This is a genomic window from Streptomyces sp. NPDC001508 (genome assembly GCF_040298665.1).
Taxonomy (GTDB): domain Bacteria; phylum Actinomycetota; class Actinomycetes; order Streptomycetales; family Streptomycetaceae; genus Streptomyces.
Window position 1 is genome coordinate 46,990 of sequence record NZ_JBEPAP010000031.1, and the last position, 26,002, is coordinate 72,991.

At 71.3% G+C, this 26,002-nt stretch carries 23 protein-coding genes, 1 tRNA gene and 1 pseudogene; 9 read left to right on the top strand and 16 right to left on the bottom strand.

The features are described 5' to 3' along the window. Positions 1 to 168 precede the first annotated feature (168 nt). The 3 genes from ABT245_RS25775 to ABT245_RS25785 all read left to right on the top strand — a co-directional run bounded on the left by ABT245_RS25775 (position 169) and on the right by ABT245_RS25785 (position 3,271). Positions 169 to 954 carry a maleate cis-trans isomerase family protein gene (locus ABT245_RS25775; RefSeq protein WP_351737422.1) on the top strand — a complete coding sequence of 262 codons (786 nt, stop codon included), beginning with the start codon at positions 169 to 171 and terminating at the stop codon, positions 952 to 954. Beyond that, on the top strand, positions 951 to 1,682 hold the full coding sequence (locus tag ABT245_RS25780; RefSeq protein WP_351737424.1) for a maleate cis-trans isomerase family protein: 732 nt from the start codon (positions 951 to 953) through the stop codon (positions 1,680 to 1,682). The genes ABT245_RS25775 and ABT245_RS25780 overlap by 4 nt, the downstream gene beginning before the upstream one ends. Positions 1,683 to 2,182: 500 nt before the next feature. After that, positions 2,183 to 3,271, top strand: coding sequence for an LLM class flavin-dependent oxidoreductase (locus tag ABT245_RS25785; protein WP_351737426.1), 1,089 nt, complete (start codon positions 2,183 to 2,185; stop codon positions 3,269 to 3,271). On the opposite strand, the gene ABT245_RS25790 is transcribed toward ABT245_RS25785, so the two are convergent. Then, positions 3,250 to 5,094 (bottom strand): putative bifunctional diguanylate cyclase/phosphodiesterase, encoded by a 1,845-nt coding sequence (locus tag ABT245_RS25790; protein ID WP_351737428.1) that lies wholly within the window; start codon positions 5,092 to 5,094, stop codon positions 3,250 to 3,252. The two genes, ABT245_RS25785 and ABT245_RS25790, sit on opposite strands and share 22 nt — an antisense overlap. Before the next feature lie 358 nt (positions 5,095 to 5,452). On the opposite strand from ABT245_RS25790, the gene ABT245_RS25795 reads away from it, so the two are divergent. Then, positions 5,453 to 6,664, top strand: coding sequence for a M6 family metalloprotease domain-containing protein (locus ABT245_RS25795; RefSeq protein ID WP_351737500.1), 1,212 nt, complete (start codon positions 5,453 to 5,455; stop codon positions 6,662 to 6,664). A gap of 118 nt (positions 6,665 to 6,782) precedes the next feature. On the opposite strand, the gene ABT245_RS25800 is transcribed toward ABT245_RS25795, so the two are convergent. The 3 genes from ABT245_RS25800 to ABT245_RS25810 form a co-directional block, all read right to left on the bottom strand. Then, positions 6,783 to 6,856 (bottom strand) — tRNA-Lys (locus ABT245_RS25800). A gap of 11 nt (positions 6,857 to 6,867) precedes the next feature. Continuing rightward, positions 6,868 to 7,425, bottom strand: coding sequence for a bifunctional DNA primase/polymerase (locus ABT245_RS25805; RefSeq protein WP_351737430.1), 558 nt, complete (start codon positions 7,423 to 7,425; stop codon positions 6,868 to 6,870). A gap of 146 nt (positions 7,426 to 7,571) precedes the next feature. Beyond that, a complete protein-coding gene (locus ABT245_RS25810; protein WP_351737432.1) occupies positions 7,572 to 7,943 on the bottom strand; it encodes a DUF8844 domain-containing protein in 372 nt (123 codons plus the stop codon). 329 nt (positions 7,944 to 8,272) lie between these two features. On the opposite strand from ABT245_RS25810, the gene ABT245_RS25815 reads away from it, so the two are divergent. Together ABT245_RS25815 and ABT245_RS25820 are read left to right on the top strand one after the other, a co-directional pair. Beyond that, positions 8,273 to 9,286, top strand: coding sequence for a recombinase family protein (locus tag ABT245_RS25815; protein WP_351737434.1), 1,014 nt, complete (start codon positions 8,273 to 8,275; stop codon positions 9,284 to 9,286). 89 nt (positions 9,287 to 9,375) lie between these two features. Then, entirely contained in the window at positions 9,376 to 10,773 is a 1,398-nt protein-coding gene (locus ABT245_RS25820) for a DUF3987 domain-containing protein (RefSeq protein WP_351737436.1), read from the top strand. A gap of 83 nt (positions 10,774 to 10,856) precedes the next feature. On the opposite strand, the gene ABT245_RS25825 is transcribed toward ABT245_RS25820, so the two are convergent. The 11 genes and pseudogenes from ABT245_RS25825 to ABT245_RS25875 all read right to left on the bottom strand — a co-directional run bounded on the left by ABT245_RS25825 (position 10,857) and on the right by ABT245_RS25875 (position 21,610). After that, the gene (locus tag ABT245_RS25825; protein WP_351737438.1) at positions 10,857 to 11,711 is read right to left on the bottom strand and encodes a hypothetical protein; all 855 of its coding nucleotides are present in this window, start codon (positions 11,709 to 11,711) and stop codon (positions 10,857 to 10,859) included. Continuing rightward, positions 11,692 to 12,564 carry an aldo/keto reductase gene (locus ABT245_RS25830; protein ID WP_351737440.1) on the bottom strand — a complete coding sequence of 291 codons (873 nt, stop codon included), beginning with the start codon at positions 12,562 to 12,564 and terminating at the stop codon, positions 11,692 to 11,694. The genes ABT245_RS25825 and ABT245_RS25830 overlap by 20 nt, the downstream gene beginning before the upstream one ends. Positions 12,565 to 12,593: 29 nt before the next feature. Beyond that, positions 12,594 to 13,781, bottom strand: a complete 1,188-nt coding sequence (locus ABT245_RS25835; protein WP_351737442.1) for a cupin domain-containing protein — start codon at positions 13,779 to 13,781, stop codon at positions 12,594 to 12,596. A gap of 14 nt (positions 13,782 to 13,795) precedes the next feature. Further along, positions 13,796 to 13,933: a hypothetical protein gene (locus ABT245_RS25840; RefSeq protein ID WP_351737444.1), complete on the bottom strand. Its 138-nt coding sequence runs from the start codon at positions 13,931 to 13,933 to the stop codon at positions 13,796 to 13,798. Positions 13,934 to 14,455: 522 nt separating this feature from the next. Next, a complete protein-coding gene (locus tag ABT245_RS25845) occupies positions 14,456 to 15,289 on the bottom strand; it encodes a helix-turn-helix domain-containing protein (RefSeq protein WP_351737446.1) in 834 nt (277 codons plus the stop codon). Beyond that, complete coding sequence (locus tag ABT245_RS25850; RefSeq protein ID WP_351737448.1) at positions 15,286 to 15,798, bottom strand: DUF6879 family protein; 513 nt, start codon at positions 15,796 to 15,798, stop codon at positions 15,286 to 15,288. Before ABT245_RS25850 ends, ABT245_RS25845 begins: the two co-directional genes overlap by 4 nt. Further along, the gene (locus ABT245_RS25855; protein ID WP_351737450.1) at positions 15,782 to 15,991 is read right to left on the bottom strand and encodes a hypothetical protein; all 210 of its coding nucleotides are present in this window, start codon (positions 15,989 to 15,991) and stop codon (positions 15,782 to 15,784) included. Before ABT245_RS25855 ends, ABT245_RS25850 begins: the two co-directional genes overlap by 17 nt. A 256-nt stretch (positions 15,992 to 16,247) precedes the next feature. Beyond that, positions 16,248 to 17,597 carry an AAA domain-containing protein gene (locus ABT245_RS25860; protein ID WP_351737452.1) on the bottom strand — a complete coding sequence of 450 codons (1,350 nt, stop codon included), beginning with the start codon at positions 17,595 to 17,597 and terminating at the stop codon, positions 16,248 to 16,250. Further along, positions 17,594 to 19,183 (bottom strand): hypothetical protein, encoded by a 1,590-nt coding sequence (locus ABT245_RS25865; protein WP_351737454.1) that lies wholly within the window; start codon positions 19,181 to 19,183, stop codon positions 17,594 to 17,596. The genes ABT245_RS25860 and ABT245_RS25865 overlap by 4 nt, the downstream gene beginning before the upstream one ends. A gap of 323 nt (positions 19,184 to 19,506) precedes the next feature. Beyond that, positions 19,507 to 20,619, bottom strand: a pseudogene (locus ABT245_RS25870) (hypothetical protein); the annotation flags it as partial. After that, entirely contained in the window at positions 20,573 to 21,610 is a 1,038-nt protein-coding gene (locus ABT245_RS25875; RefSeq protein WP_351737456.1) for a phosphatase PAP2 family protein, read from the bottom strand. The pseudogene ABT245_RS25870 and the gene ABT245_RS25875, both read right to left, overlap by 47 nt. A 337-nt stretch (positions 21,611 to 21,947) precedes the next feature. On the opposite strand from ABT245_RS25875, the gene ABT245_RS25880 reads away from it, so the two are divergent. Next, positions 21,948 to 22,544, top strand: a complete 597-nt coding sequence (locus tag ABT245_RS25880; RefSeq protein ID WP_351737458.1) for a histidine phosphatase family protein — start codon at positions 21,948 to 21,950, stop codon at positions 22,542 to 22,544. Between the two features lie 6 nt (positions 22,545 to 22,550). Here ABT245_RS25880 and ABT245_RS25885 read toward each other — a convergent pair whose 3' ends face one another. Beyond that, positions 22,551 to 23,996 carry an NsdA family TPR-like regulatory protein gene (locus ABT245_RS25885; RefSeq protein WP_351737460.1) on the bottom strand — a complete coding sequence of 482 codons (1,446 nt, stop codon included), beginning with the start codon at positions 23,994 to 23,996 and terminating at the stop codon, positions 22,551 to 22,553. A 240-nt stretch (positions 23,997 to 24,236) separates the two neighbouring features. On the opposite strand from ABT245_RS25885, the gene ABT245_RS25890 reads away from it, so the two are divergent. Then, positions 24,237 to 24,638 carry a hypothetical protein gene (locus tag ABT245_RS25890; RefSeq protein WP_502982193.1) on the top strand — a complete coding sequence of 134 codons (402 nt, stop codon included), beginning with the start codon at positions 24,237 to 24,239 and terminating at the stop codon, positions 24,636 to 24,638. 255 nt (positions 24,639 to 24,893) lie between these two features. Continuing rightward, positions 24,894 to 25,763 carry a spermidine synthase gene (locus ABT245_RS25895; protein WP_351737462.1) on the top strand — a complete coding sequence of 290 codons (870 nt, stop codon included), beginning with the start codon at positions 24,894 to 24,896 and terminating at the stop codon, positions 25,761 to 25,763. The last annotated feature ends 239 nt before the right edge of the window (positions 25,764 to 26,002 follow it).

Genomic DNA, 26,002 nt, shown 5'->3' on the forward strand with positions numbered 1-26,002 from the left:
CCGTGGCGGGATCTTGGGGCGGGGTCTTGGCGGGGTCTTGGCGGGGTCTGAAAGAGGGCGTCTGACATGGGCGGATTGACCACGCTCGCACCCGAACCTACCTTCGTCAACACGGGCGTACCCGGACCCGGTTGCCCGCCCGTTTTCCCCCGTGAGGCGGTGTCTGCCATGGACGTCTCCTTTCTCGGCGGTCCCCGCCCGCAGCGCGGTGTCGGCGTGGTCGCCCCCTTCGACTTCGCGCTCGACCGGGAGCTGTGGCGCTGGGTGCCGGACGAGGTGTCGCTGCACCTGACGCGGACGCCGTACGTGCCGGTCGAGGTGAGCCTGGACCTGGCCCGGCTGGTCAGCGAGCACGAAACCCTCGGCGAGGCGGTCCGCGCGCTGACCGCCGTGGAACCCGAGGTGGTGGCCTACGCCTGCACCTCCGGCAGCTTCGTCGGCGGGATCGCCTGGGAACGGGCGATGGGCGAGGCGATGGCCCGGGCCGGCGCGGTCCCGGCCGTGACGACGTCCGGTGCGCTGCTGGAGGCGCTGGCCGAGCTGCGGGTGCGGCGGGTGGCCCTGCTGACGCCGTACACGGAGTCGGTGACCCGCGCCCTGCGGGACTATGTGGCCGAGGCGCGGGTCCGGGTGACCGGATGCGTCTACATGGGGCTGACCCGGTACATCTGGCGGGTGCCGTACCGGGACGTGGCCGAGATGGCGCGCCGGGCCGCGCGGGCGGGCGGCGCCGACGCCCTGTTCATCTCCTGCACCAATCTGCCGACGTACGACGTGATCCCCCAGCTGGAGGCGGAGCTGCGCATCCCCGTGCTCTCGGCCAACCAGGTCACGATGTGGGCGGCGCTGCGCCGACTGGGTACCCGAGCGGTGGGGCCGTACCAGGCGCTGTTGGACGAAGCGGCGCGCGGATGGCCCGCACTGCCGGAAGAACAGCAGGAGGGCTGGACATGACCGCACTCGGATTCCTCTACCCGGGGCACTCCGCCGAGGACGACTATCCGCGTATCGAGCAGCTCCTGGGCAGCGACATCCGGGTGGAGCTGGTGCACACCGACATCGGCGAGGACGCGCACCGGGTGGACGCGCTGCGCCGGATGGGGGCGCCGGAGCGGCTGGCGGCGGGTGTTGCGAGCCTGCGCCTGGCGGGCGCGGAGGCGGTCGTGTGGGCGTGCACCAGCGGCAGCTTCGTGTACGGCTGGGAGGGCGCCCATGAGCAGGTCCGCTCGCTGGCGCTGGCCGCGGGCATGCCGGCCTCCTCGACGTCCTTCGCGTTCGTGCACGCCCTGCGTGAGATCGGGGCGCACCGGGTGGCGGTCGGTGCGACCTATCCGGACGATGTGGCCGAACTGTTCGCGGACTTCCTGCGGGCCGCGGGCACCACGGTGACCGCGGTGCGGCCGTCCGGGATCGTCACGGCCGCGGAGGTGGGCGACTGGGGCGAGCGCGAGCTGTTCGACCTGGCCCGGCGGGCGGACCGGGCGGAGGCGGAGGCGCTGCTGCTGCCGGACACGGCCCTGCACACGGTGGCCCACCTGCCCGCGCTGGAGAAGGAGCTGGGCAAGCCGGTCCTCACGGCCAACCAGGTCACGGTGTGGGAGGCCCTACGCCTGACGGACCGCAGGGTGAACGCCCCCACCCTGGGCTCCCTGTTCACCCACGAGCCCCTGATCCAGGCCTGACCCACCCCTCCGAGAGCCACCCGGACGGCTCCGACAGACCGCACCATGCGCCAGCCGCCTCCACCAAAAGGCCCGCGGGAAACCGCGCGACCAGCCACCATGGCGCCGCAGTCAACGGATGGCGGACGCCCCCAAAGGGCCACGGGGAACTGCGCGACCAGCCACGACGGTGCCGCAGCCAGCGGCCGGCGGACGCCAAAGGGGCGCGGGGAACTGCGCGACCGCCACGACGGCGCCGCAGCCAGTGGCCGGCGGACGCCAAAGAGCCGTGGGAAACCGCGCGACCGGCCACAACGGTGCCGCAGCCAGTGGCCGGCGGATGTCCCCGAAGGGGCGCGCGGGGAACCGCGCGACCGGCCACAATGGCGCCGCAGCCAGCGGACGTACCGCGGCCGGGGCGCGCCGGGAATTGGTCGGGCATGGTGGTCGGGAATAAAACGGAGCCCGCCTCCCGTTAGCTCGCGGAAGACAGCGTACGGCGAAATACAGGAGGCACCACCGTGGCGGCAGACGAGATCCGGGGGACGGCCCACGGGACCGCCCCCGTCCCCCTCTCCGTACTGGATCTGGTGACCGTCGGGACGGGCAGCACCGCCACCGACGCACTGCGCACCGGTGTCGAGCTGTCCCGGCTCGCCGAGGCGCGCGGCTTCCACCGGTACTGGGTCGCCGAGCACCACTCCATGCCGGGCGTCGCCTCCTCCTCGCCGGCGGTGATCCTCGCCCACCTCGCCGCCCACACGGAACGGATCCGGCTCGGCTCGGGCGGGGTGATGCTGCCCAACCATGCCCCCCTGGTCATCGCGGAGCAGTTCGGCACGCTGGAGGCGCTGGCGCCGGGCCGGATCGACCTCGGTCTTGGGCGGGCGCCGGGCACCGACGGGGCCACCGCCGCCGCGCTGCGCCGCACCGACACCCTGAACGAGGGCGCCGACGACTTCCCGCAGCAACTGGCGGAGCTGACCCGGTTCCTGGACGACGACTTCCCCGACGGCCACCCCTACCGGCGTATCCACGCCGTTCCCGGCCCGGTGCAGGCCACCGCGCCCGGCGGTGTCCAGTCCCCGCACCGCCCGCCCGTCTGGCTGCTCGGTTCCTCCGGTTTCAGCGCCCGGCTCGCGGCCCTGCTCGGCCTGCCGTTCGCCTTCGCGCACCACTTCTCCGCGCAGAACACCGTCCCGGCCCTCGACCTGTACCGGGAGAACTTCCGGCCCTCCGACGCCCTCGACGAGCCGTACGCCCTGATCGGCGTCTCCGCCCTCGCCGCGGACGACGAGCGGGAGGCACGCCGGCAGACCCGGGCGATGGCGCTGAACATGGTTCGGCTGCGCACCGGCCGCCCCGGCCTGTTCCCGGACCCGGCGGAGGCCGAGAAGCACGAGTTCAGCCCGATGGAGGAGGAGTTCGTACGGTCCTGGACGGGCAATATCGTGCACGGCGGCGCCGACGAGGTGCGCGCCGGACTCGACGCGCTGCACAAGCGCACCGGCGCCGACGAGTTGATGCTCACCTCGCACGCGCACCGCGGCGATCTGCGGCTGCGCTCGTACCAACTGATCGCGGACGCCTACGGGTTGCCCACCGCGTAGGACTGCGTGGCCAGCAGTTCGGAGATGCGGTCCGGCGGCACCGGCCGGGAGTAGAGCCAGCCCTGGCCGGTGTCGCAGCCGATGTGCCGCAGCCGGGTCGCCTGCGCGGAGGTCTCCACGCACTCGGCGGTCACCGTGAGCCCGAGCCGGTGCGCCAGTTGGATCATCGCCTCGACCACGACCTCGTCGGCCGGATTCGGCCGGTCGCCGGGGTCGTCGTACTGGAAGCCGCGCACGAACGAGCCGTCCAGCTTGAGGACGGACACCGGCAGCCGGCTCAGATACGCCAGGTTCGAGTAGCCGGTGCCGAAGTCGTCGATGGCGATCCGCACCCCCATGTCGCTCAGCGCCTGTAGGGCCTCCAGCGGGCGGCCCGCCGACCCCATCACCGCCGACTCGGTCAGCTCCAGCTGCAACAGGTGCGGGGCCAGGTCCGTCCGGGCGAGGGCGTCCGCCACATCGGCCACCAGGTCGGAGTCCCAGACCTGGCGCACCGCCACATTGACGCTCATGAAGATCGGCGGCTCGTCCGGGTGGTCCAGCTGCCAGCGGCGCGCCTGGCGGCAGGCGGTGACCAGCGCCCAGCGGCCGAGCGGCACGATCGAGCCGTCCTCCTCGGCGAGTCCGATGAACCGATTCGGCATCAGTGTGCCGAACTGCGGATGCTGCCAGCGGACCAGCGCCTCGACCCCGCGCAGCCGGCCGTCCTCCATGCCGACCAACGGCTGGTACTCCAGGGCGAATTCACCGCGGTCGATGGCGGGGCGCAGGGCGGAGGAGAGGGCCTGCCGGGTCATCCGGTGCGCGTTGCGCTCCGGGTCGAACAGCGTCCAGCGGCCCTTGCCGTCGGCCTTCGCCCAGTACAGGGTGGTGTCGGCCGCCTGCATCAGTCCGGTGGCCGTCGTACCGGCCGTGTGCCGTTCGACCACGCCGATGGAGGCCGTCAGCGACAGCCGCCGGCCCGCGAGGTCGAAGGGGGCGCGGAGCGCGGTCAGCGCCGACTCGGCCAGCTCGGCGAGTTGGTCCGTGCCCGTCGAGTCCTCGACGAGCAGGGCGAATTCATCGCCGCCGAGCCGCGCCACCAGGGGGGTGCCCGTCCGTCCGCACCCGGCCTCGTCCGCGATCTGGGTCAGCCGCTCCGCCACGGCGGCCAGCAGCCGGTCGCCGACCCGGTGGCCGAGGGTGTCGTTGACCGCCTTGAAGCCGTCGAGGTCCAGGTAGCACAGTCCGACCCGGCCGGTGCCGCCCTGCTCGTAGGCGTCCGCCTCCAGCGCGGCCGTCAGCCGTTCGAAGAACAGCGTGCGGTTGGCGAGCCGGGTCACCGGGTCGTGCATCTGCAAGTGCCGCAGTTTGGCCTGGAGTTCACGGCGGGCGCTGATGTCGGCGACGGAGAGCAGGATGCCGTGCTCGGACTCGGCCAGCGGGGTGACGGTGATCTGCGCCCACACCGCGCGGCCGTCGGGCTGCTTCAGCCGCCGGGTGCAGCGCAGCTTGGCCTGCCGGCCGCGCAGCACCTCGCGGTAGGCGTGCCAGGCACGGGTGTCGGTGGTCAGATCGACCAGGTCGGCCGCGACGCGTCCGGTCAGTGCGCCGGCGTCGGTGCCGAGCAGCGCGCCGAACGCGTCGTTGGCGCTGACCACTCGGCCGTCGCGGTCGACGATCGCCATGGACAGCGGGGCGGCCGCGAAGACCGCACGGTAGGTGTGTGCCGGTGACCCGGCGGTCGGCCGCCGGGCACTCGAAGACGTACTGTTGTCACGCTCTGTGACGGCGGACCGGTCGAGGTCTGCCGCGGGCGTCGGCCCTTCGGACGTTCCGCTCACCGCTCGCTCCCGCAGTGCCACTCGATCTCTGTCCGTGCAGGAAAGTGTGCCGATCATAGAGGCTGGCCCGAGGGCCTTCCAGCCGACTTCCAGTGTCCCCGATCGACCCGGGGTTCCGACAGATCGTTTCTGCCCGTGCCTGGACGAGTTCTTAGGACCGGCGACCGCTTGTGACGTTCTGTGAGTGATTCGAGGCGTCGGCCATTCGAGGGTGTGACGGTTCCTCACTCTTCTGGTGCAGACAAACAGGGCGTAGTGCAGCAAAATCCCACAGTCTGGGTGCGGTGTCCGTGCAACCTCACCCGGAGGTCCCCCCTTGCCGCCCCATCTGCGCAGTGCCGCCGCCGTGTTCACCACGATGTCGGCGCTCGCCGCGACGTCGATCCTCACCGTCCCCTCGGTGGCCGAACCGTTCTCCACGACGCCGTGCGCCCTGCACCGGACCGACGCGCACCACTCCGAGGGGGTGGACACCTGGAACGCCTCCTATCCGCGCCCCACACGCCCGCTCGACGCCGTGCTGGTGTTCCTCTCCTTCCCGGACTCGGCCCCGCGCGGCACGCCCGCCGAACTGGCCGCCGACCATTTCCCGGCCACCAGCCGCTTCTTCGAACAGGTCTCCTACGGCAGGTTCACCCTGCGCCCGCATCCGCTGAAGCGCTGGATCCGTATGCCGCGCCCCTCGACGTCGTACGTCATAAGGCGTGACTGGAGCGCCGCGCAGCGGGCCGCCTATCTGCGGGACGCGTTCGCGGTGGCCGACCCGGACGTCGACTTCTCGCGCTACGACATCGTCTACTTCGTGGCCGATCCGGACGCCCCCGGCGTGGACTCCGACGCGACGAAGGTCGTCAACCTGGACACCCCGGTGCGGGTGGACGACACGGACGTACGCCGGGTCGTCACGGTCTTCGAGGACCATCCGCCGGACCGGCTGGTCCTCGCGCACGAGACCGGGCATGTCTTCGACCTCCCGGACCTCTACCACCGCCCGGTGGACGGCAAGGGCGACTGGGACACCTACGTCGGCGACTGGGACCTGATGGGCAGTCAGTTCGGGCTGGCGCCCGACCTGTTCGCCTGGCACAAGTGGAAGCTGGGCTGGCTGGATCCCCGCCAGGTGGTGTGCGTACGGGGGACCGGAGCGACCCGGCTGACCCTGGAGCCGCTGGCCGCAGGGGAGCCGCCGGGCGCCGGGAGCGCCGGGTCACCGGCCTTCGGCCTGGGCGGCGGGGTGAAGCTGGCCGTCGTACGCACCGGAGCCGACAGCGCGCTGGCCTTCGAGGCGCGCGGGCCCGCCGGGAGCGACCACGGGGTCTGCCGGCAGGGTGTGCTGGTGTACCGGGTGCACAGCGGTGCGGCGTCCGGAAACGGCCCGATGGAGGTCGTGGACGCCCATCCGCGCACCGAGGCGTGCTGGGAGGGCTCGGTCTACCCGCCGCTCGCCGACGCCCCGGTCGCGCTCGGCGAGACCTTCACGGTGCCGGGGGACGGCGCCCGGGTGGAGGTGGAGGACCGAACGGTGTCCGGCGCCTGGACGGTGAAGATCACACCGAAGGCCGTGGGCTGAGCCGGCCGAAGAACAGGGCGGCGAGGCCCCGCGGCGCGCGCCGGGCGGGGAAGCCGTGCGAAAACAGAGATGGCGAGGGGTTCGCGGTTGATGCGAACATGCCTCGCCATCGTCGTCGTGCGCCGCCAGGGACTCGAACCCCGGACCCGCTGATTAAGAGTCAGCTGCTCTAACCAACTGAGCTAGCGGCGCCTGCCGACGTCCTAGACCTTAGCACCCTGGTCGACGGGAGGAAAAATCGATATCCGCAGAGTCTCCCGGGCCGCCCGGACCGCCGCCCAGAGCACCACATCGGGACCGGGAAGCCAGGGATGCCGGGTGCTGGGGGCGACCAGCCAGCGGGAGCCGTCGCGGGCGGCGGGCTCCTCGCCGTCCGGGCCGCGCAGGGCCGGCACGGTCACCGCGTCCCCGGTGCCGTGGCACAGCAGCGGCGGCACGCCGCCGGTGCGGCCCCGGCGGCCCCACTCCTCCCAGGACAGCAGCGAGGGCAGGCGCTGGGCCGTGCCCGCAGCGGCGAACAGGAGCAGGCGGCCCCGGAAGACCGCGACCGGCCCCGACCCCGGGCCCTCGGCCCACAGCCGGTCCAGCATCCGGCGACCGAAGATCGCCGGCGCGTTCACCACGTCGAAGGCGGTGCCGCAGGGCAGGACGAGCGGGGCGTCGGGCCGCTCCTCCCATAATGCGAGGGCGCTGCGCGGATACGTTTCTGCGGAGGCGAGCCAGGCGGCGCCGTCGGTGGTGACCTTCCGTGTGCTGCTCATGACCCCTAGATCTACCGTCAGTGAAATTTCCATCGCTGTGAGTTGCGGAAATTCGGGACGGTAGGGCGGAGGGAGGAGTATCTTGCCGCCTGGCATATGCCGTGGCGCGGGGGCGGTGACATCCGCCCCACGGCATCGCCCGGGTGTCACACGGGATCGGCGGTGCCGCGCCCCTCAGCATCGACCCCGCGCATCAGGTCCCGGCCGAACTCCACCATCTTCTTGGCATAGTCCTCGGTCCACTCGGCCCGCTCGGCGATGTCCGCGGGCGTCAGCCGGTCGAAGCGGTGCGGGTCGGCCAGCTGGGCCGCCGCGATCGCCTGGTACTCCACGGCACGGTCGGCGGCGGCGCGGAACGCCTGGGCCAGCTCGGTCGAGCGCGCCAGCAGGGCCCGGGGGTCGTCCATCGACTCCAGGTCGAAGAAGTGCTCGGGATCGGCGACCGCCGCCACGGGCTCGAAGAGCAGGGGCGCGGGGCGTAGCCGCGGTTCGTTCCGACGCGGCGTGGGCTCCGCCATGTCTCGTCCTCCTCGTACGGTTTCCTGGGCCGCCCCTCAGGCTGCACCCCCATCCATTCTCCCGCGCCCCCACAACCACGTAACGACCACCGTTTCATCCCTGCGCCCCGCCACTGCCCGACCGACACGGACCCGACCACCGCCCCGAGCGCGCCCGGACTGGCTGCCGGCCCGCCGGGCCCGCCGCTCTGCCCGGGGCGCCGGTCATGGTTGCCAGGGGACTCGGTGTTCTGTCAGGTGGGCCAGTACCACGTGGTTGGCCTCCCAGCCCTGGGAAAACAAGATCACCAAATTTGGACTCCAGGGCTCCGGTAACGAAAGGTGAGGCTATGTCCAGTGCACGTCTCTTGCCCGGTATGCGGGTCCTCAAGGTGCGGCGTATCAGCCGTGACACCGAGGACAGCTCCGCCCTGCTCCGTCAGGGTGAGGAGCTGGACCGTGCGGCCGAGGAAGGCCGCTACACCGTGGCTGGGGAAGTCGAGGATGTCTGTGTGTCCGGCGCGGTCAACCTGGACGACCGGCCGAAGCTGGGCCGCTGGATGAAAGACCCGCTCTGGCACGAGTGGGACGCGATCATGGTCACTTCGCTGGACCGGATCACTCGGGATCAGCACCACTGGGACAGGTTTGCGGAGCGCTGCCACAAGGGCGACAAGGAGATCGTCTGTCTCGATGACCCGAGCCTGGACATCCACACGCCCACGGGCCGGACGATCGCCTACATCAAGGCGACCCAGGCTCAGGAGTACCGCGAAGCCATCGTGAAGAAGCGTCGGAACCAGACGCAGTATTACCGGGACGCAAACCTGTGGGGCGGCGGCACCTGGCCATTTGGCTACCGACCCGTCTTGGTGGATCACCACGGCAAGCAGCGGTTCAAGCTCGTGATCGACCCGGTGACCGGCCCCCTCATCCGGGAAGCGTACGAACGGATCGCGGAGCAGGGATGGTCCATGGGGCAGCTCTGCACTGACTGGAACTCTCGACCCCGGCACATCGCGGATTGCGCCGACCAGGGCAACGAGACGCCGGAGTGCGACTGCCCGCGCGGTGTCCTGACGTCCCAGGACTACCAGCGGAGCATCAACGCCGAAGAGAAGAAGGCGGGCGTCAAGACGCACATCAAGGGCACCAAGTGGAGCACGTCCACCCTCGGCAAGATGCTGAAGAAGCCCACGCTCAAAGGCGTGGCCATGCACAAGGGTGAGCCGCTGCTCAGAGACGGACTGCCCGTCCGATGGGCTGACCCGATCCTGACGGACGAGGAGTTCGACAAGCTACAGATCGCCGTCGCCGAGCTGGGGAAGTACAGGGCTGGAATCAAGTCGAACGCCCCCTGCTGACCAGCTGATCTGCACCTCCCGCATGACGGGGGAACCTCACCAGTCGCCTCCCTCCGCAACCAAACCAACTCCCAGAAAGCGCAGGCAGCATGAGCACCCCGGTTCTCTACGGTCCGATCGGTCGCGCGGTTCGCAAGATCGCCCCGTTCCTGGAAACGGACGCTTTGGGGGTGTACGTGGCAGCCCTCTCGATGTGGTCGGCCGCCATCGGTGGCACGGTCAAGGTGTCATCCCGTGGCAACGCTCGGCCGGTGCTCATATGGTCCGCGCTCTGCGCAGGTACCGGACGTGGAAAAGGCACTGCACTACGGGCTGCGCATCACGTCGTAGACAAGGCACTGGGCCGTTTCCTGGCTACCCACACAACGAGCGGGATCACCTCCGGGGCGAGCCTGGTCAACCACTTGTGGGACCAGCAGGAAGCCACTTCCGAGACTGAACACGGTCTGGACGTGAGGACGTTCGTTTGCGAGGAGGAGTGGACTGAAGTCCTGAAGCGGGTCAAGCGTGACCCCTCCTTCACTTCGAGACTCCGGGCGGCTTGGGACGGCGCAATTCTCCGCAACACCACCAAGGATGAGCCCCAGGAAGTGCGCGACCCCGCCATGGTCCTGCACTCGCACATCACACCGTCCGACTGGGCCAAGTACGTGGGCGAGTCGGAAGCGGCCGGAGGGTCCTATAACCGCATCCTGCCGTTCCTGCTCGGCTCCGTGCCGATGCTCGATGACGACCGGGTGACCCTGCCGCAGGTGGACGGACGGGAGCTGTCCGACGCTTATGGCTGGGCCACGGCCCGGCCCCGTGTGATCACGCTGGGGGAGGACGCCCGGCCCTTGTGGCGGATCGTACGGCGCTATGCGCGCATCCTCGGTGAGGCACTGCCGGAAGGGCAGGCCGTATTCATCGAACGGACCGCAGAGCAGACGCTCAGGGTCGCAGCCTGCCTCGCTGCCTCCGAGTGCTCCGAGACCATCACGGAAGAGATGCTGTGTGCCGCCTTCACCCTGGTTCGCCGCTCCGTCCAGGACGCTGTCCGGATCACCAAAGGGGCCACGTCCCCGAAGGTGAAGCGTCAGCCGCTCAGTCTTGAGGACAAGGTCCGGGCCCGAATCGAGATGCACGGCGGTCGGGCCACGTCGTCTCAGATACTCCCGTACGTGAGCGCGAGCGCGGCTGAGGTCAAGGCACTTCCCGGAATCGTCGTAACTGTGGAGCGGTCGGGGAAGACGGGCCGACCGGCCACCGTGTTCTCAATCCGCGGTGACAGTTCCGGTGACTATGTGCCGCAGCCGGCCAGCACGGACAGCAACAGGAACCGGGACACTTCCCGTCACTCAGCAGCGCAGCCGGCCAGCGCGGAACGTGAGCAGAACCGCGCAACGGTTGTCCGTCTGGACGCTTACCGTCCGGGCCCGAAGCCTGCGCCCGAACCGAAGCGGTCGGAACTGTCTGGAGACACGAATCCCTTCCTCGCGCTGCTCTAGGTAAGCAGGCGGGAAAAACAGAACCCCCCGCATCCGAACTGCGGGGGTCTGGCTTCTGGGACACGGGGCGCATAGCGACGCGGTCAGGCGCTCACCTCGGAGTGCACCGGAACGGGCGGGCGCGCACCTGTGAGTGCCTCCGCTCGGGCAACCAGGTGGGGCGCAAGATCGGGGTACCACCCACGGGCTACGGCTTGCAGCATCTCTGCCAGCGCCGCGAGTTCTCCGATTCGACCGGCGGGGGTGTCGAGGACCGGCGCGAACTCCTGTCGGATGCGGGCGGCTACGTCGGGGACAAGGAGGCTGTTGGCGTGGAGGAGTCCCGCGTCATAGCCGAAGGGCACCAGGCCCCACCGCTCCCAGTCCAGCAGGCACAGGGGCGCGGTGGTGAGGTTGCCCCAGTGCAGGTCACCGTGACCGGTCACCCGTTCCACCTTGGCGGGGGCCGGGATGCCAAGGAACTGGGGGAAGGCCCGTTCGATCCACCCGTCCCGGACGGTCGTCTTCACACCCTCCGCTTCAGCGAGCAGGGCAAGGGCGTGGCGAAGGTCCGCCCACCACCCGTCAGGCAACCCGGGGTCGTGGTCGATGTCGGCTCGGTCCGGGGATACGACGGGTTGCGTGAGGTAGTCGAGGACTTCGGCCCCGAAAGCCCACTCTTCGTCAGTCCAGTCGTGAACCGCGTACAGGTGGGGGCGGGGGACACCGTCAGGCACCAGTTCAGAGGCCCCGATGATGCCCTCCCCGTGCTTCCTGCCTGCGTTCCTCTTCGCTGTCCGGCTCACCCGTAGCCACCGGCTCCCCGCTCGGCGTCCGAGGGTGACACCGAGAAAGCCCCATGCCAGCGGCCCCGTACACGTAAGCCCCAGTGCCTTGGCCGCCCGGTCGTGGGCGGCCTCCATCAGGGCCTGTACCTCCTCATTCACCGGCGAGTTCATCCGTCACCTTCCTGAGTTCCTGGGCCGTCAGCGGCGCAGCCAGAGCCTTGGCCACATCGTCCCAGTGCTCGCGGGTGCTCGCGGAGGTGAGGGCGACATCGAGGCCGGGGCACGACCCGGCGGCCAGCAGGGCAGCGGCTGCGGCCGACAGGTCGGAGCGGATGAGGTTCACCAGTTCGGGTGTCATGGCATCGAGGAGTTCGCCCCCGTGCAGGGGCGCGGAGCCGAACGTGATCAGCCCGGCGTCCTTCGCCTGCACCAGTGGTCCGCCGCCGTTCAGGGACTGCGTGATCGGGGCGTCCATGATCAGGCTGACGGGCATCTGCAAGCCCGTGAGGCGATGCTCGGCGGAACCCGCCGCCTGCCGGGCGAGCGCGAGCAACTCGGGAACGCTGAACGCTCCGGAGGTCAGGCCGGACCATGTGGCGACGCCGTACCCGCCGATCCTGCCCGCATGGGCGAACTCTTCCAGCGCCGTGAAGGCTTCCCGTACACGCCCGTGCAGCGCGGCACGGTCAAGGCCGTGCCCTTGGTGCTCGGGGTTGTGCACGAACACCAGGTCCACGCGGCCGAGCACGGCCAACGAGCGTTCCGTCTGCCAGCGGACGAAGCCCCGTTCAAAGCTGTGCCTACCGGCCGCCTCTTCCCGGGTGAGAACTCCCTCAGCCAGGGCGGTGCGGCCTTGTTCCTCCGTGAAGAACCCCGCCTTCGTGGCTACCCGCACGGTCGGGTACTCCCCGAGAACCGGGCGCAGCTCCTCATGCGCCCGACCATGGGCGTAGTTGGGGGCCGTGTCCACCCAGGGGCTACCGGCTGCCAGGGCGGTGCGTGCCGCCTGACTGACGGCACGCACGCGGTATGTCCCCAGGGAGAGCGCGGCGGTCACAGCGCCGTACCCACGACTGCGACGGCATGGCCGTCGATGAGGGCCCAGACCAGTTCGGCCACTTCCTTGACCTCCAGTCCGGCGGAGTCGGCAAGCTCGCCGAGCGTGGTCGGCTGATTGGTCAGCAGCGTGCCCAGTGCGGGCGCTGCGGACTCGGCGAAGTCCCACGCCGTACCGGCCGCCGAGAAGGTGACCGTGCCCTGTGCGAGGTTCGGCGTCAGGCGACCCCTCGGAGTAGTGAGCTTGACCGTGATGTCTCGATGGGCGGGGAGCCCGTCCACGTAGGGCAGGGACGGAATCGCGTGGCCCAGGTCCGTCGTGTCGATCGACTCAGCCCACCGCTCCACGAGGCGAGGGTCCGCCATCATGTCGGCCACCTCACTGCGTACGGCGTCGATGAAGTCCGACTGTTCCGCCAGCGAGCCGAAGCGCGGGATGTCCCTGCGCAGCGCGAGGGACGCCCGGAGCTGATCGACGACCCAAAGCATCAGATCAGCGCCCGTGTGCGGCACCATTCCGAACGTCAGGTGCAGGGATTCTGTCCCCTGGTCAGCGGTGACCGCGTGCCACCAGCCGCGCGGCAGGTACAACACGTCACCCGGGGACAGAACCAGGTCCGCGATCGGGTCGCCCTCCGGCTCCTCCGGCGAGTCCATGTCCCGGAAGGTGGGCGCCTCACGGGTCATCCCCCACAGGCGCCACCGCTTGGAGCCGTGCAGTTGGACCACGATCACGTCATGGTCGTCCCAGTGCCGGCCGAAGCCCTCCCGCTCGGTCCACGACGCGTACACGTTGGCCTGCACGGAAGTTCCGAGGAAGCGTTCAAGCCCCTCCGCAGCCGCCCCCACGGTGGGGTGGATCTTCTCCACCGCGTCGAGGACCAGCGACGCCCCGTCCTTGAGCTGGGCGTGGAAGTCAGACGGCTGGATGCGGGACCAGGTGACCGCTCGGCGGTTCGTGGTCGGGATCGCGTAGCGGTGGAGCGGCACCATCTCGCCGTCGACCGACAGGCGCAGCCGGGGCGGCTCCAGCCGCTGCGTGGAGATGATCCGGTTCAGGTCGTCCCATGAGAACAGGCCCGCCGTGTCGGCGGTGCCAGGGATGTGCGCGTAGGAGCGGTGGTACGTCTGGGCGAGGAACGTGTCCCCGCCCAGACGCCCCGCCCACGAGGCTGCATCAAGCACCGTGGGCGCTCCCGTCAGTCGTTGCCGTCGGAACGGCCACTGCTGGCGTCAGACTCCTGCTCGGCGCGGGTCCGCGCGGCCACGATCTTCCGCTTCGCGACGAGCAGGCCACCCCCCTCGGGGGCCACCGAAGTGGTGTTCTCTTCCACCATCGGACTACCTCTCTTCTCGGGAACTCCCACCGGGAATCCGGCGGGAAGCATCAGGGACAGCAGCCAATGCGGTTACCGAAGAGCCAGGGTTCCGGCGAGAACCAGGGCCACTCCGCCGAGGATCATCGCCAGGTAGAGCGGCCCCGCGTACCGGCCGAAGCGGCACAGCACCCACCGCCCTAAGCCGGACATCACGCCGACCCCAACGGCGACGGACGACCCGTGCACCGAGGGCACCCGCACGGCGGGTACTTGGTCGGCGAACCCAGGATCACGGCGTTGCGCGGGTTCACCGCCACCGTGCGCACCGGGCCGTACGTCCGGCCGCCGTCGTACGACACCCGCAGAGTCATGCGCCCAGTCATGAGCGCACACCATCAAGGCCGAACGCCTGCCGGTACTTCAGCCCCCGACCTACGCCGTAGCGCACCCGCTCTTCGTTTCGCTCGGTCGCTGTCATGGGGGAAATCATTGGCCCGGAAAGCGGCGGCTGTGTAGTTCTTTCCCGTCATGGACTAAAGATCATGAACGGCAGGCGGCAGCCCACTCCGTCAACAAGGCTCGCGCTTCGCCCGCGAACAGCGCATAACCCTCCAGCGTGGAGAACAGTTCCAAATGCATTTCGATGTCGCGTGGATCTCTGAGGATCACGACACCGGTGGTGTTCTCCACAGTGGCCAGGGTGTTGTCGTAGACAGTGAAGGTGTCCATCGGAGCCATGGGTTTGTGTCCCGCGATTGGGATGACACCGAGCTTCACATTCGGCAGGTGGGTCAGTGAGGCCAGCCGGTCAATCTGCATGGCCATCGCGACCGGGGGAAGGAGTGGCCACCTCACGGCCTGTTCGGTGAGGATGAAGGTGAACCGCTTCTTCGCGTCGTAGAGGACCTCCTGCCGCTCCAGCTTCCTCGCGATCGTCTTTGTGACATCGGCCGGAGAATGGGCAAGGCTGGCCCGGATGTACTCGGGGGTGGACAGCAGTCCGGTAATCATCGAGAGCAGGAAGAAGCGGAACTCCGTACACGAGGATTCAAGGGCCGCAAGTTCAGTCTGCTTCTTCTCCAGGCCCCTACGCCGCAGCGAGCGCAGGTCTTGCCATTCCGTGTTGGCCAGCCTCGCGAGGGCGATGACCTCCTCGATGACCTCGGGCGGAGCCACGACGGCCCGGAGGATTCTTTCCAAATCCAGCAGGCTCGGTTGGGCTTTCCCATTCTCGATCCGACTGATCTTCGATTGGGACATGTTGCAACGCCGAGCGAGCCGGTCCCCAGTGAGGCCGGCTCGCTTCCGTAGTTCTTTCAGCAGGGCCGCCAGTTCCTGTTTGGGCTGCCCCAACTGCTCAGGGTCGAACGTCACCCGCTCACGTACTCCAGGAATGGAACCGACTCGGCAACGGCAATCCGCTTCCACTGTCGGTACGGCTCCGGATCACACTCGTACAGTTCCCGGTTTATCTGCGTCCCGTCCGCCCGGTAGTTCATCAGGACCACCTTGGACTCATCGAACATCCAGAAATCCTGATCCGGAAGGCCCGGGTTCTCCCGGTCGGTGAGGTCGAGGATGCGGATATCCTCGCCCGCCTTCACGTGATGCCGGTAGTAGTACTCGAACTCGAACCGGAGATAGTCCGAGAGCGGGCGGGTCACGATATGCACCCTGCCGACCCTCTTTCCTTCCGAGGTCCACTGCCGGACCTCGTCCATCCAGCCCGAGGTGTAATCGTCGGGCGACTTCTCCCCGGCGAGAAAGCGCTTCAGCTTCTCCGCTTCCTGGGGCATGGTGTAGACAGGCAGCGTTTCCAGCCGCCACGCCTCACGCTCCATGGAATCGAAGCAGTCATTCCACGCGTCACCATCCAAGTGCACGGAAAGCCTCCCTGAGAACCGCCTCCGGGATTTCCACGAGCCCTTCACCAGCGGGCGGGCTGAAGGCGTCGGACACGTCGCCCTGCACCACGAACGATCCGGTCGCCGTGCGGTACACGTTCGGGCAGTCCTTCTCTCCGCACTCGCCGTTGCCGTTGCCCGTGAGCCGGGTGAGTGCCGAACGTTCGGACATGCCAAACCCCTTGCTCTGGCCCCGTTTGGGCCGCCTGGCCAACGACAGTAGAAGGGGTGGCGCTACGCGTCTATGCGTGAACGCGACTATGCCTGTCCTTGCATAAAGTGGGCCCGGACCACCCCGGTACGTGGTCATGCTCCGTGCCCGTGCAGATTGGGCGGACCCCTGGTCGCCGTCGGGGAAGGCTGACGGCAGCCCCGAGGGCGGACGCCTCGGAGGAGGGGCGGTCACATGACCAACGCGTCACCGCAGCTCACGGCCGCCAGGACACACGGTGCTCCAGGAGGTGAAGGTATGTGGTAAACATTGCCTCCCAGCCGTCCGGGAACTTGACCAGGGTGCCGAGCTGGACCGGGTCGGTCGACGGGTACTCGTCCAGGAGTTCGGTCACGCCCGCACGGCACACCACGATGCAGGCGTGGCGGTGCCGGGAGGCGAGCACGCACAGGCGGCCCGTCTCCAGGTGGAAGGCGGTGGCGTCGGGGCGGCCGGACAGCGGGTGGAGCACCACCGTCACGTCGTACTCCCGGCCCTGCAACCGGTTCGCCGTGTCGACCGTGACATCCGCCACGCCCAGCTCGGCCAGCGCCGCCCGTACCGCAGCCGCCTGGTCCCGGTGCGCCGTGCCGACGGCGATCCGGCCCGCGGTGAGCGGGACCGGCCCCGTACCGCGCTCGGAGGTCGCCGCGCCCCCGCGGTCCAGCAGTCGGCGGACCACCGCGGCCACGGCCCGCACCGCCTCCGGATCCGTGCGCGGTGTGTGCCGCGCGGGCAGTTCCAGCAGGCCCCAGCCCGAGGCCGCCGCCTCGTCGATCACCTGGTCGGGGCCTGAGCCGTCGGACGGCACGGCGAAGACGAGCGCGCGGTCGCCGTGGTCCGTGCCGCTGCGAAACGGCGTGTACGGATAGAACGCGTCCGAGACCAGGGGCGCCGCCGAGGCCGGCAGCCGCCAGGACACCGGCAGCCGGTGCTGCGGCAGTTCGGGGTTGTGCGCGAGCAGGGTCGTCACGGCGGACGACGACGGGTCGTACGACAGCCCCGCCCACTGCTCGCTGCCCACGATCGCGAACGGGTCGAGCTGGCCCGGGTCGCCCACGAACAGCGCCCGTTCGAACAGCCCGGCCACCGCGAGCAGCGCGTCCGAGCGCATCTGGTACGCCTCGTCGACGATCGCGTGCCGCCACGGCTCGTCCACCGTGACGTGCGCCCACTTCGCGGCCGTGGACAGCACCACCGGAACGTCGGCCAGGTCCGCCGCCTTCGCCGACGTGCGCACGCTCGGCAGTTCGTCCAGCGCCTTGTCGTACGGGTCGGCGTCGCTGCTGTGCAGCCGGCCCACGGGCAGTTCGGGGTTCTTCTCGGCGAGCCGCAGGACCAGGTCGTCGACCTGCGCGTTGGTCTGCGCGACCACCATCAGCGACCGCCCGGCGTCGGCGAGTTCGAGCGCGGCACGAACCACGAGCGTGGACTTGCCGGCGCCGGGCGGGGAGTCGACCACCACGCCCCGGTGCTCGCCGTGCAGGGTGTCGTGGAGGATCGCCTCGGTGGCCCGGGCCGCCGCGGCAGCGGGGTCGAAGGTGCCCGCCGTGCCGGCCGCGGTCACAGCACGTCCTCCTCGGTGACGGGGTCGGCGGCTTCCGGCACGGCCTCGCCGGGCGGCCCGCCGTGGGTCCACGGGGTCTGCTCCGGGTCGGGCAGCTTCGCCCCGCCGCGCTGGTCGTGCTCGAACAGGGTGAAGCACAGCCGGTCGCCCTTCTCCGGCACGGATCCGGCCTCGGGCTCCTTGCCGCGGCCCATCTTGTCCAGGACGCGCAGCACGATCAGCCCCTCGCCCTCGTACCCGACGAACTCCGCCGACTGTGGTCTGCCGCCCAGCGAGCGGTACGCCTTCGCCCGTTCTCCGAGGTGCGGCCGGTCGTCCGTGCGGACGGTGACCAGTGGGCGCGGACTGGGCCGCTTGCCCTCGCTGTACGCCATGACCACCTCCGTGACCTCGCCCGCGAACGCCTCACCGGCCAGCCGTCGCCCGGCCATCACCAGCGGGTCGTCGAGCGCTTCCTGAGCCTCGAGGCGGGCCTGTTCGCGTTCGCGCGCGGCCAGTTTGTTCGCCGCGGTGACCGCGTCGTCGCGGCGCGGCTGCGGGGGCTCGCCTGCCCGCACCCGGTCACGGTGGCCGGTGAACGACCAGCGGTCCCGGGTCCACCGTTCCTCGACGTGCGCGCCCTCGGGCAGCGCCCGCAGCCGGTCGAGCCCGTGCCACACGGCGTCCCAGGTGGGTCGCGTACGGCTCTCGACCAGGGCCTGGATCTCCCGTTCGGCGGCGGTGACCGCGCCGAGCCGTGCGTCGGCCTCCAGGCCGTCCTCGGCGGCGGCGAGGGCCGTGCGGGCACGGTGGTGGCGCTCGATGGCGGGGGCCAGCAGCCGGTTGTCGAAGGCCGGGTCGGTGGCGGGGCCCGCGGGCGGGTGCAGCAACTGTCCTGCGGTGTCCCGTGCCCGCTCCACCCGCTCGGCCGCCACGGCGCCCGACTCGCCGTCGGGCGGATCGATCCAGGCCAGCAGCGCGCCCAGGTGCTGGTCCTCCAGGCTCGACTGGCCGGTCGCCCAGTGCCGGGCCAGCACGTCGGTCAGCGCGAGCAGCAGCGAGGAGCCGGGTACCCGGGCGCGCTCCCCGAAGTGGGTCAGCCACCGGCCGAGCAGCGGCACCCGCGGCGGCGCGGGGTACGGCGCCTGCGGGTCCTGCTCGGCGGTGCGGCGAAAGCGCGTGGAGCGGCCCAGCAGCCGTACGAAGTCGACGCCCGCGCGGCTCGGCAGGATCAGCTGGGGGGCGTCCGCGCACAGTTCCGTGACGACCTTGACCCGTTTGCCGGTCTCCGGGTCGGTCTCGGTGCGCTCCGCGTCCTCGACCCGGTCGGCGTACGCGTCGACGTACGGCAGGACGATGTCGGCGAGTTCGGCGAAGAAGGCGAAGCGCAGGTCACGGTCGCGCGGCTGTGGGACGGCCAGCAGTCGGGGGGCGTCCCGGTCGGTGCCGACCAGGGCGCCGAGCGGGGCACCGGCCTCGCCGGCGGTGGTCAGCGGCACGAACACCAGGGGGCGGTCGGACAGATGACGGTGCCGCACGGTGGCGGCGGGCCGGGCCCGGCCGCGGCTCACGGCCTCCAGCCGGCCGAGGGTGGCGATCAGCGACAAGGGGCCACCTCCCCGCCGGCCCGCGCTCCGGGAAGCGCCCCGTCGCCAGGTGCCGTTTCGTGCAGTGCCCCGTCGCCCGGTGCCGTCTCGTGCAGTGCCCCGTCGCTCGGTGTCGCCTCGCGTAGCGCCGCCTCGCCCGGTGCCGTCTCGTGCAGTGCCCCGTCGCTCGGTGTCGCCTCGCGTAGCGCCGCCTCGCCCGGTGCCGTCTCGTGCAGTGCCCCGTCGCTCGGTGTCGCCTCGCGTAGCGCCGCCTCGCCCGGTGCCGTCTCGTGCAGTGCCCCGTCGCCCGGTGTCGCCTCGCGCAGCACCGCCTCGCCCGGTGTCGCCTCGCGCAGCGCCTCCGCGCGCAGGGCCGCCGCCCGGCGCAGCGCGGCGACCGCCGGGTCGTCCGGGTCGCCGCTCGCGCCACGGGCCGCCGACAGCACGTCCTCGACCGTGGTCAGACCGCCCAGTTCGGCGCGCAGCGGACGGCCGAGCGCGGTGACCGAGCCAGCCGCGCGGGAGCGTGCGCGGCAGTGGAAGGCGAGTTCGCAGGCGGCCAGGCACTCGGGCGCGTATGTCGCGGGCACCGAGTCGACCGCGGCCGTCAGCTCGGCGGCGGGCCGGTCGGGGGCGAAGCAGGTGCCCTCGGGCAGGGCGTCGGCGATGTCCTGGATCCGGGTGAGCCGGGCCAGCTGGCGTGCGGTGACGGCGCGCTGCTTGCGGACGTCGACGGCGGAGGCGGCGGGCAGGTTGGAGAAGTCCTTGGGGCAGACCAGCAGGATCCGGTGGCGCACGCGCGGGGCCGGGTCGAGACGGGCGGCGACCTCCTCCAGGGCGAGTACGTAGACCGCGGCCTGCCGGGCGGCGGCGCCCACCTTCGCCGGGTCCGCCGCACCGTCCAGCATCGGGAAGGACTTGATCTCCACTACGGACCAGCTGCCGTCCGGGTGCACGACCACCGCGTCCGGTTCCAGGAAGGTGGAGGAGCCCGCGACGTCGAGCGCCAGCATCGGGTGGTCGAGCAGCGTCCAGGTGCCCGGGGCGGCCGTGGCCTCGCGCAGCGCCAGCGCCGTACGGGCCGTGCGCCCCTCGGGGCCGATCGCGGACAGGTCGGGGACGGCGGCCTCCCGTGGCGGCTCGGCGGCCGGATCCACGGTGGTGTGCACGAGCCGCAGCAACTCCGCGCCGTCGTCGGCCTTCACCCGTGCCTCGAAGGCGTTGCCCCGGGTCAGGGCGAACTGGGACTGGCCGAAGACGGCCGGTGCGCCCAGCGCCTCGGCCAGCGCGGTCTTGTCGATTCCGGCGCTGTCCAGGATCGCCCGCCTGCGGCAGCCCGGGTTCACGGCGAGCGCGGCGAGGGCGCGCGCGTCCAGCGCCTTGGCCGGGACGTCGGGGCCGCCGCGCAGTTCAGCGAGTCTTCCCCAGACTCTCGACCTCGCCGGGGTGGGGGACATCCCAGTCCGGGGCCCCGTCTCCCGCGTCCCTGGGGGAGCTGTCCGGCCCGGCTCCGGGCCCGAGCCGGTCCTCGCGCTGCCGTGGAAATCGTTCACCCGTCGAAGTCTGGCATCCGCCACCGACAATCGGGGAACCAGCGTCGGCGGAGGGCCCCGTGACGGCGGGGGCGGCCAGGGCGAACCTGGCCCGCAGCGCGTTGCGGGTCTGTGCCACGGGCGGTGCGAGACGGGCCCGCGCCGCGGCGACGGCCCGCGTCACATACGGCGCGAGCAGCAGCCCGGCGCCCATCACGACCGCGCCCGCGACCGCGTCCAGCAGATAGTGGTTGGCGGTGCCCATGACCACGACCGTGGTCAGCAGCGGGTAGGCCACGCCGAGGACCTTGGTGAGGCGGGTGCCGCCGTACCGCCACAGCATCACCCCGCACCACAGCGACCAGCCGACGTGCAGGCTCGGCATGGCCGCGTACTGGTTGGTCATGCCGCCCAGCCCGCGCGGGGCGCTGGCCTGGCCGCCCCACCAGCCGTACGAGCTGTACTGGGCCATCGTGTCGACGAAGCCGTGTCCCGGCGAGAGCAGCCGGGGCGGGCAGGTGGGCAGCAGGGTGAAGCCGATCAGGCCGATGAACGTGGACGTCATCAGCCAGGTGCGGGCCGCTCGGTAGTGCGCGGTCCGGTACCGGAAGACCCAGAACAGGATGACCGGCGTGACCAGATAGTGCAGGGAGGCGTACCAGAAGTCGGCGGGCACGCCGAGCCACGCCTCGCGTGTGAACAGCCGGTTGAGCGGGTGCTCGGCGTTGAGGCGCAGAAACTTCTCGATGCGCAGGATCGCCAGCCCGTGGTCGACGGCGGTCGAGGCATCCCCCCGGGCGAGCAGCCGGCCGGCCGAGTAGCTTCCGTACACCAGCAGGATCAGCGGCAGTTCGGTCCACCACCGCAGCCGGAACCGCGAGAGCACCCCGGTGCCCGGTGTCTCGGTCTGCGGCATCCGATCGCCCTCCCCCTCTTCCGGCGCGGCGCCCCGCGGGCCGGCCGTGCCACTTTACGGTGTACGTGGTCCGCCCGTGCGGGGGGCGTTCCAGCCCCCAAAGACGCCGAGATCGCCCGCCGGGTTGCCCCTGCCGGGCGTGCGCGATGATGGACGGGTTCCGGTTCCGTTCTCGCTCGTTTCCCGCTCGTTTTTTCGCCGTGCCCTCCTCGTTCTCCCTCTTCGTTCTCCCTGTTCTCGTCGTTCTCCGTCTTCTCGTCGCCCTTCGTGTTCTCGTCGTTCTCCTCCTTGGATCTCCTGCGGCTTCCGGCGCCGCCCGTCCCGAAAGGTCACCCTCATGGCACCGCGCATCCTGTTGGCCCGGCACGGACAGACACAGTGGTCGCTGTCCGGCCGGCACACCGGCAGGACCGACGTGCCGCTCCTGGAGGAGGGGCGCCGGGGTGCCAAGCTGCTCGGCGAACGGCTGCACCGGCCGCCCTTGGACGGCCTGCCCGCGGCCGAGGTACGCACCAGCCCGCTGGCACGCGCGCGTGAGACCTGCGAACTCGCCGGTTTCGGCGAGCGGGCCGACGCCTGGGACGCGCTCCTGGAATGGGACTACGGCGCCTACGAGGGCATGACCCCCGCCGAGATCCAGGCCGTCCGCCCGGGCTGGCTCATCTGGCGCGACGGCGTCCCCGAGGGGGAGAGCCTGGCCGAGGTGACGGCCCGCGCGGACGAGGTGGTGGCCTGGGCCCGGTCGGCGGACCGCGACGTCCTGGTCTTCGCCCACGGGCAGATCCTGCGCTCCATAGGGGCGCGGTGGCTGGGCCTGCCCCTGGACTTCGCGGCACGCATCCGCCTCAACCCCACGTCCCTGTCGGTCCTCGGCTGGGCGTACGGCGAACCGGCGATCGAAAGCTGGAACGACCAGGGGCATCTCGCCCAGTGAGCGGAGTCACACACCGCGCGGCAGTGAGGCGTGCCGCTCCAGGAACTCGGAGACCCCGAGGGCTCTGCGGTGCGGCAGCAGCACCCGTGCCGTCCCGGCCAGCATCGTCTGGATGCGGGACGACTGGACCTGGTCCAGCAGCTCCAGGACCCGCAGCCCGGCCTGTGCGGCCTCGTCGGGGCGTCCCCCGCGCGCGAGGTCGTCGGCCAGTTCCGCCGTGTACAGGGCGATGTTCCGGGTGAAGTGCGGGTCCTGGACCTCGGCCGCGCGGCGCGCGTGCCGGGCCGCGCGCGGCCAGTCGCCCAGCGTCGACCAGCACTGGGCCTCAAGCCCTTCCAGTTCGGCCTCTCCGTAGAACGTCATCCACTCGGGGTCGGCGTCCGAGCGGCCCCGCGCGAAGAGGGCGTGCGCGCGGGCCAGTGCCTGTTCGCAGCCGGTGCGGTCGGCGAGCCCGGCCCAGCCACCCGCCTCGCGCAGCGCGAGCAGCGACATCAGGCGCGCGGAGCCGAGCGGGCGCCCCACCCGCTGCGCGGCCTGCGCCGCCCGCACCGCCTCCCGTGGCCGTCCGGCGTCCCGCGCGAGGAACGCCGTGTTGCAGAAGGCGTGCGCCTCCAGGGCCGGGTCCCCGGTCACCCGGGCGGTCGCCAGCGCCTCCGCGTAGTGGGAGCGCGCGTCGTCGAAACGGCCGGAGTCGTGCGCCAGCCAGCCCACCGAGATGGCGAGTTCGCCGGCGCCCGAGTGCAGCCGGTCGACGGTGGCCTGCCGGGTCGCACCGGCGTCCAGCAGCGCGTACGCGGCGCGCAGGGGGGCCGCCGCGCGCCGGTAGAGGCCGTCCGCGCCGTGCCGGTCGTCCAGCAGCCGGATCCGGCGGACGGCCTCTTCGAGCGCGGTCGCCTCCGTCGATCCGGCGCGCCGCTGCGGCCGGTCCGCGGGCGTGGCCGCGGCGTCGATGGGGAGCCCGAAGGGCCCCAGGGCGGCGGCCACCGTGGCGCCCCCGCCGGTCATGAATGCGCGACGCAGCACGTCGCTCTCCTCGTGGTTCTCGTGCGTCTCGTACGGGTCCTGCGTGTCATACGGCTTGACGGCCGCCCCCGTATCACCCGCGGTGGGCACCGGGTCGGTGCCGCACGGGGGTGATGCGTCCCCAGCCGGGCGTGCCCCGCGTCCGCGGACGGACGACCGGGGCGCGAAGCCGAGGTCGGCGAGCGTGCGGCCGGGGAACATGTACAGGAACACCCGTTCGTACGCGTAGTTCGGGCAGCGGATCTCACCCGCCTCCACCCGGCCGACATAGCGCGCGTCACAGCTCACCCGCTCGCCGATCTCGCGAGCGGCACGCCGTACCAGCGCCGCGAACTCGGCGGGTGAACGCCGGCCGCGCAAGCGCCGGAAGGCGAGGTTCGGCCGCGGTGGCCGATCGGGCTGTGACGAGGTCACCGTTGACGACGCCATGGCCGGGGGGTCCTCTCGTGCGAACCGTCGAACCATGCCGGATCCGAGGTGAGTTGTGCGTGTGGCATCCTGTTCCGGCGAGCAAGAACGTACCGGTTGTGACGGTCCCGCCATGCGGTGTTTGGCTACAAATCGGATATCTCCCCCACGATCTGCCATGAACTGCCATCCTTTGCGGAGGATTTGTGCGTAGCTGTTGACGCTCTGCCGCGTTGAACCGGGTGGACCGCAGGAGGCTGCGTGGTGGAGGCCTGGATGGAGACCAGCCGGAGCAACGAACCTTGTACCTCGTCGCAGGCGGCGTGCGACCTCGTGACGGTGCCGACCCGGCAGGGGTTGGAGGCCGTCGACATCCTTCGTCGGGGGGCCGGGGACAGCGTGGGCCCCGTGCTGCACGACGACGGGGGCGGCACCCTCGGCTTCCTCGTGCCGCCGGGTACGGCTGCCGCCTGGGACGTCCCGGGCAGCACATGCACCGAGACCAACGGGCGTGGTCTGAGCCTGAATCCCGAGCCCCCGGTGGAGGGCTCGGACTGGCTCGTACCGCCCGGCGAGGCCGACCCCGCCACCGACCCGACGGTGCTGCGCCGCGCCCTCGGAGAGGCGGCCCGTCTGATCAAGGCGGCGGACAGCTGCCGCTGAACGCCCCGCCGCCGGGGCCGTTCACGCCGACGGCACCGTGGCCGGGTGCGGCGCTGCCCTCGTTTCGCCGGGCGCTGCGTCGTCCGGGCGGGCCATCCCCGTACCTGGCCGTCCGCACCGGGCCGCCGAACGCCCGCTCCGGGCCCGTCGCGCACCCCTGGTGGGGGTACGTGCACCGAACGTCACCCTGCGGGGCTTCCGTGGACGTTCCGCCCGTGGTCGGTGGGCGCCTGCGACCGCTGCGAGAATGAGGGGGTGGGCAGGTCAAGGAATTCTCGGCGCGGGTCGGCGGCTGCCGACGCCGTCGCCGAGAGCGTCGACGGCGGGCTGGCGCAGCTGATACCCGACCGGGACCGCGGACGGGCCTGGACGCTGCTGATCGACGGGGCCCCGCAGTCGCACGTCGACCTGGACGACCCCGCCCACCTCTCATTCGAGTACCAGCGTCGGCTCGGACATGTCGTCGACCTGGCCGGCCCGCCCGGAAAGCCGCTGCGCGCCGTGCACCTCGGCGGCGGCGCCTGCACCCTCGCCCGGTATGTCGCCGCCACCCGCCCCCGCTCCACCCAGCAGGTGGTCGAACGTGACGCACGCCTGGTCGAACTCGTACGCGGACGGCTGCCGTTGGACCCGGCCGCCCGGATCCGTGTGCGCTCGACGGACGCCCGCGCGGGCCTCGCAAAGGTCCCGGACGGCTGGGCCGACCTGATCGTCACCGATGTGTTCAGCGGCGCCCGGACTCCCGCCCACCTCACCTCGACCGAGTTCCTCGACGAGGTCCGCCGCGCGCTCGGCCCCGCCGGCGTCTACGCCGCCAACCTCGCCGACGGCCCGCCGCTCGTCCATCTGCGCGGCCAGATCGCCACCGCCGCCGCCCGGTTCGCCGAGGTCGCGCTGGTCGCCGACCCGGCGGTGCTGCGCGGCAAGCGGTTCGGCAACGCGGTCCTGGTCGCCGCCGACCGTCCGCTGCCGGTCGCCGAACTGACCCGCCGGACCGCCTCCGACCCGCACCCCGGCCGGGTCGAACACGGCAAGCCGCTCACCGACTTCACCGGCGGCGCCGCCCCCGTGACGGACGCGACGGCCACAGCCTCCCCACCCCCACCCCCCTCAGCCTTCCGCTGACCCCCTCCCGCACCCACCCCGACCCGACACCCCCACCGACCGAACCCGCCGGGCCGGTTCGGCGTCTCCGCGCCGGGTGAGTCCGTGGGCTCTGGCGTCTGCTTCGCCACGGTTTCGGTGTGCCGGTCGGTTCGGCGTCTTCGTGCCGGGTGAGTCCGTGGGCTCTGGCGTCTGCTTCGCCACGGTTTCGGTGTGCCGGTCGGTTCGGCGTCTTCGTGCCGGGTGAGTCCGTGGGCTCT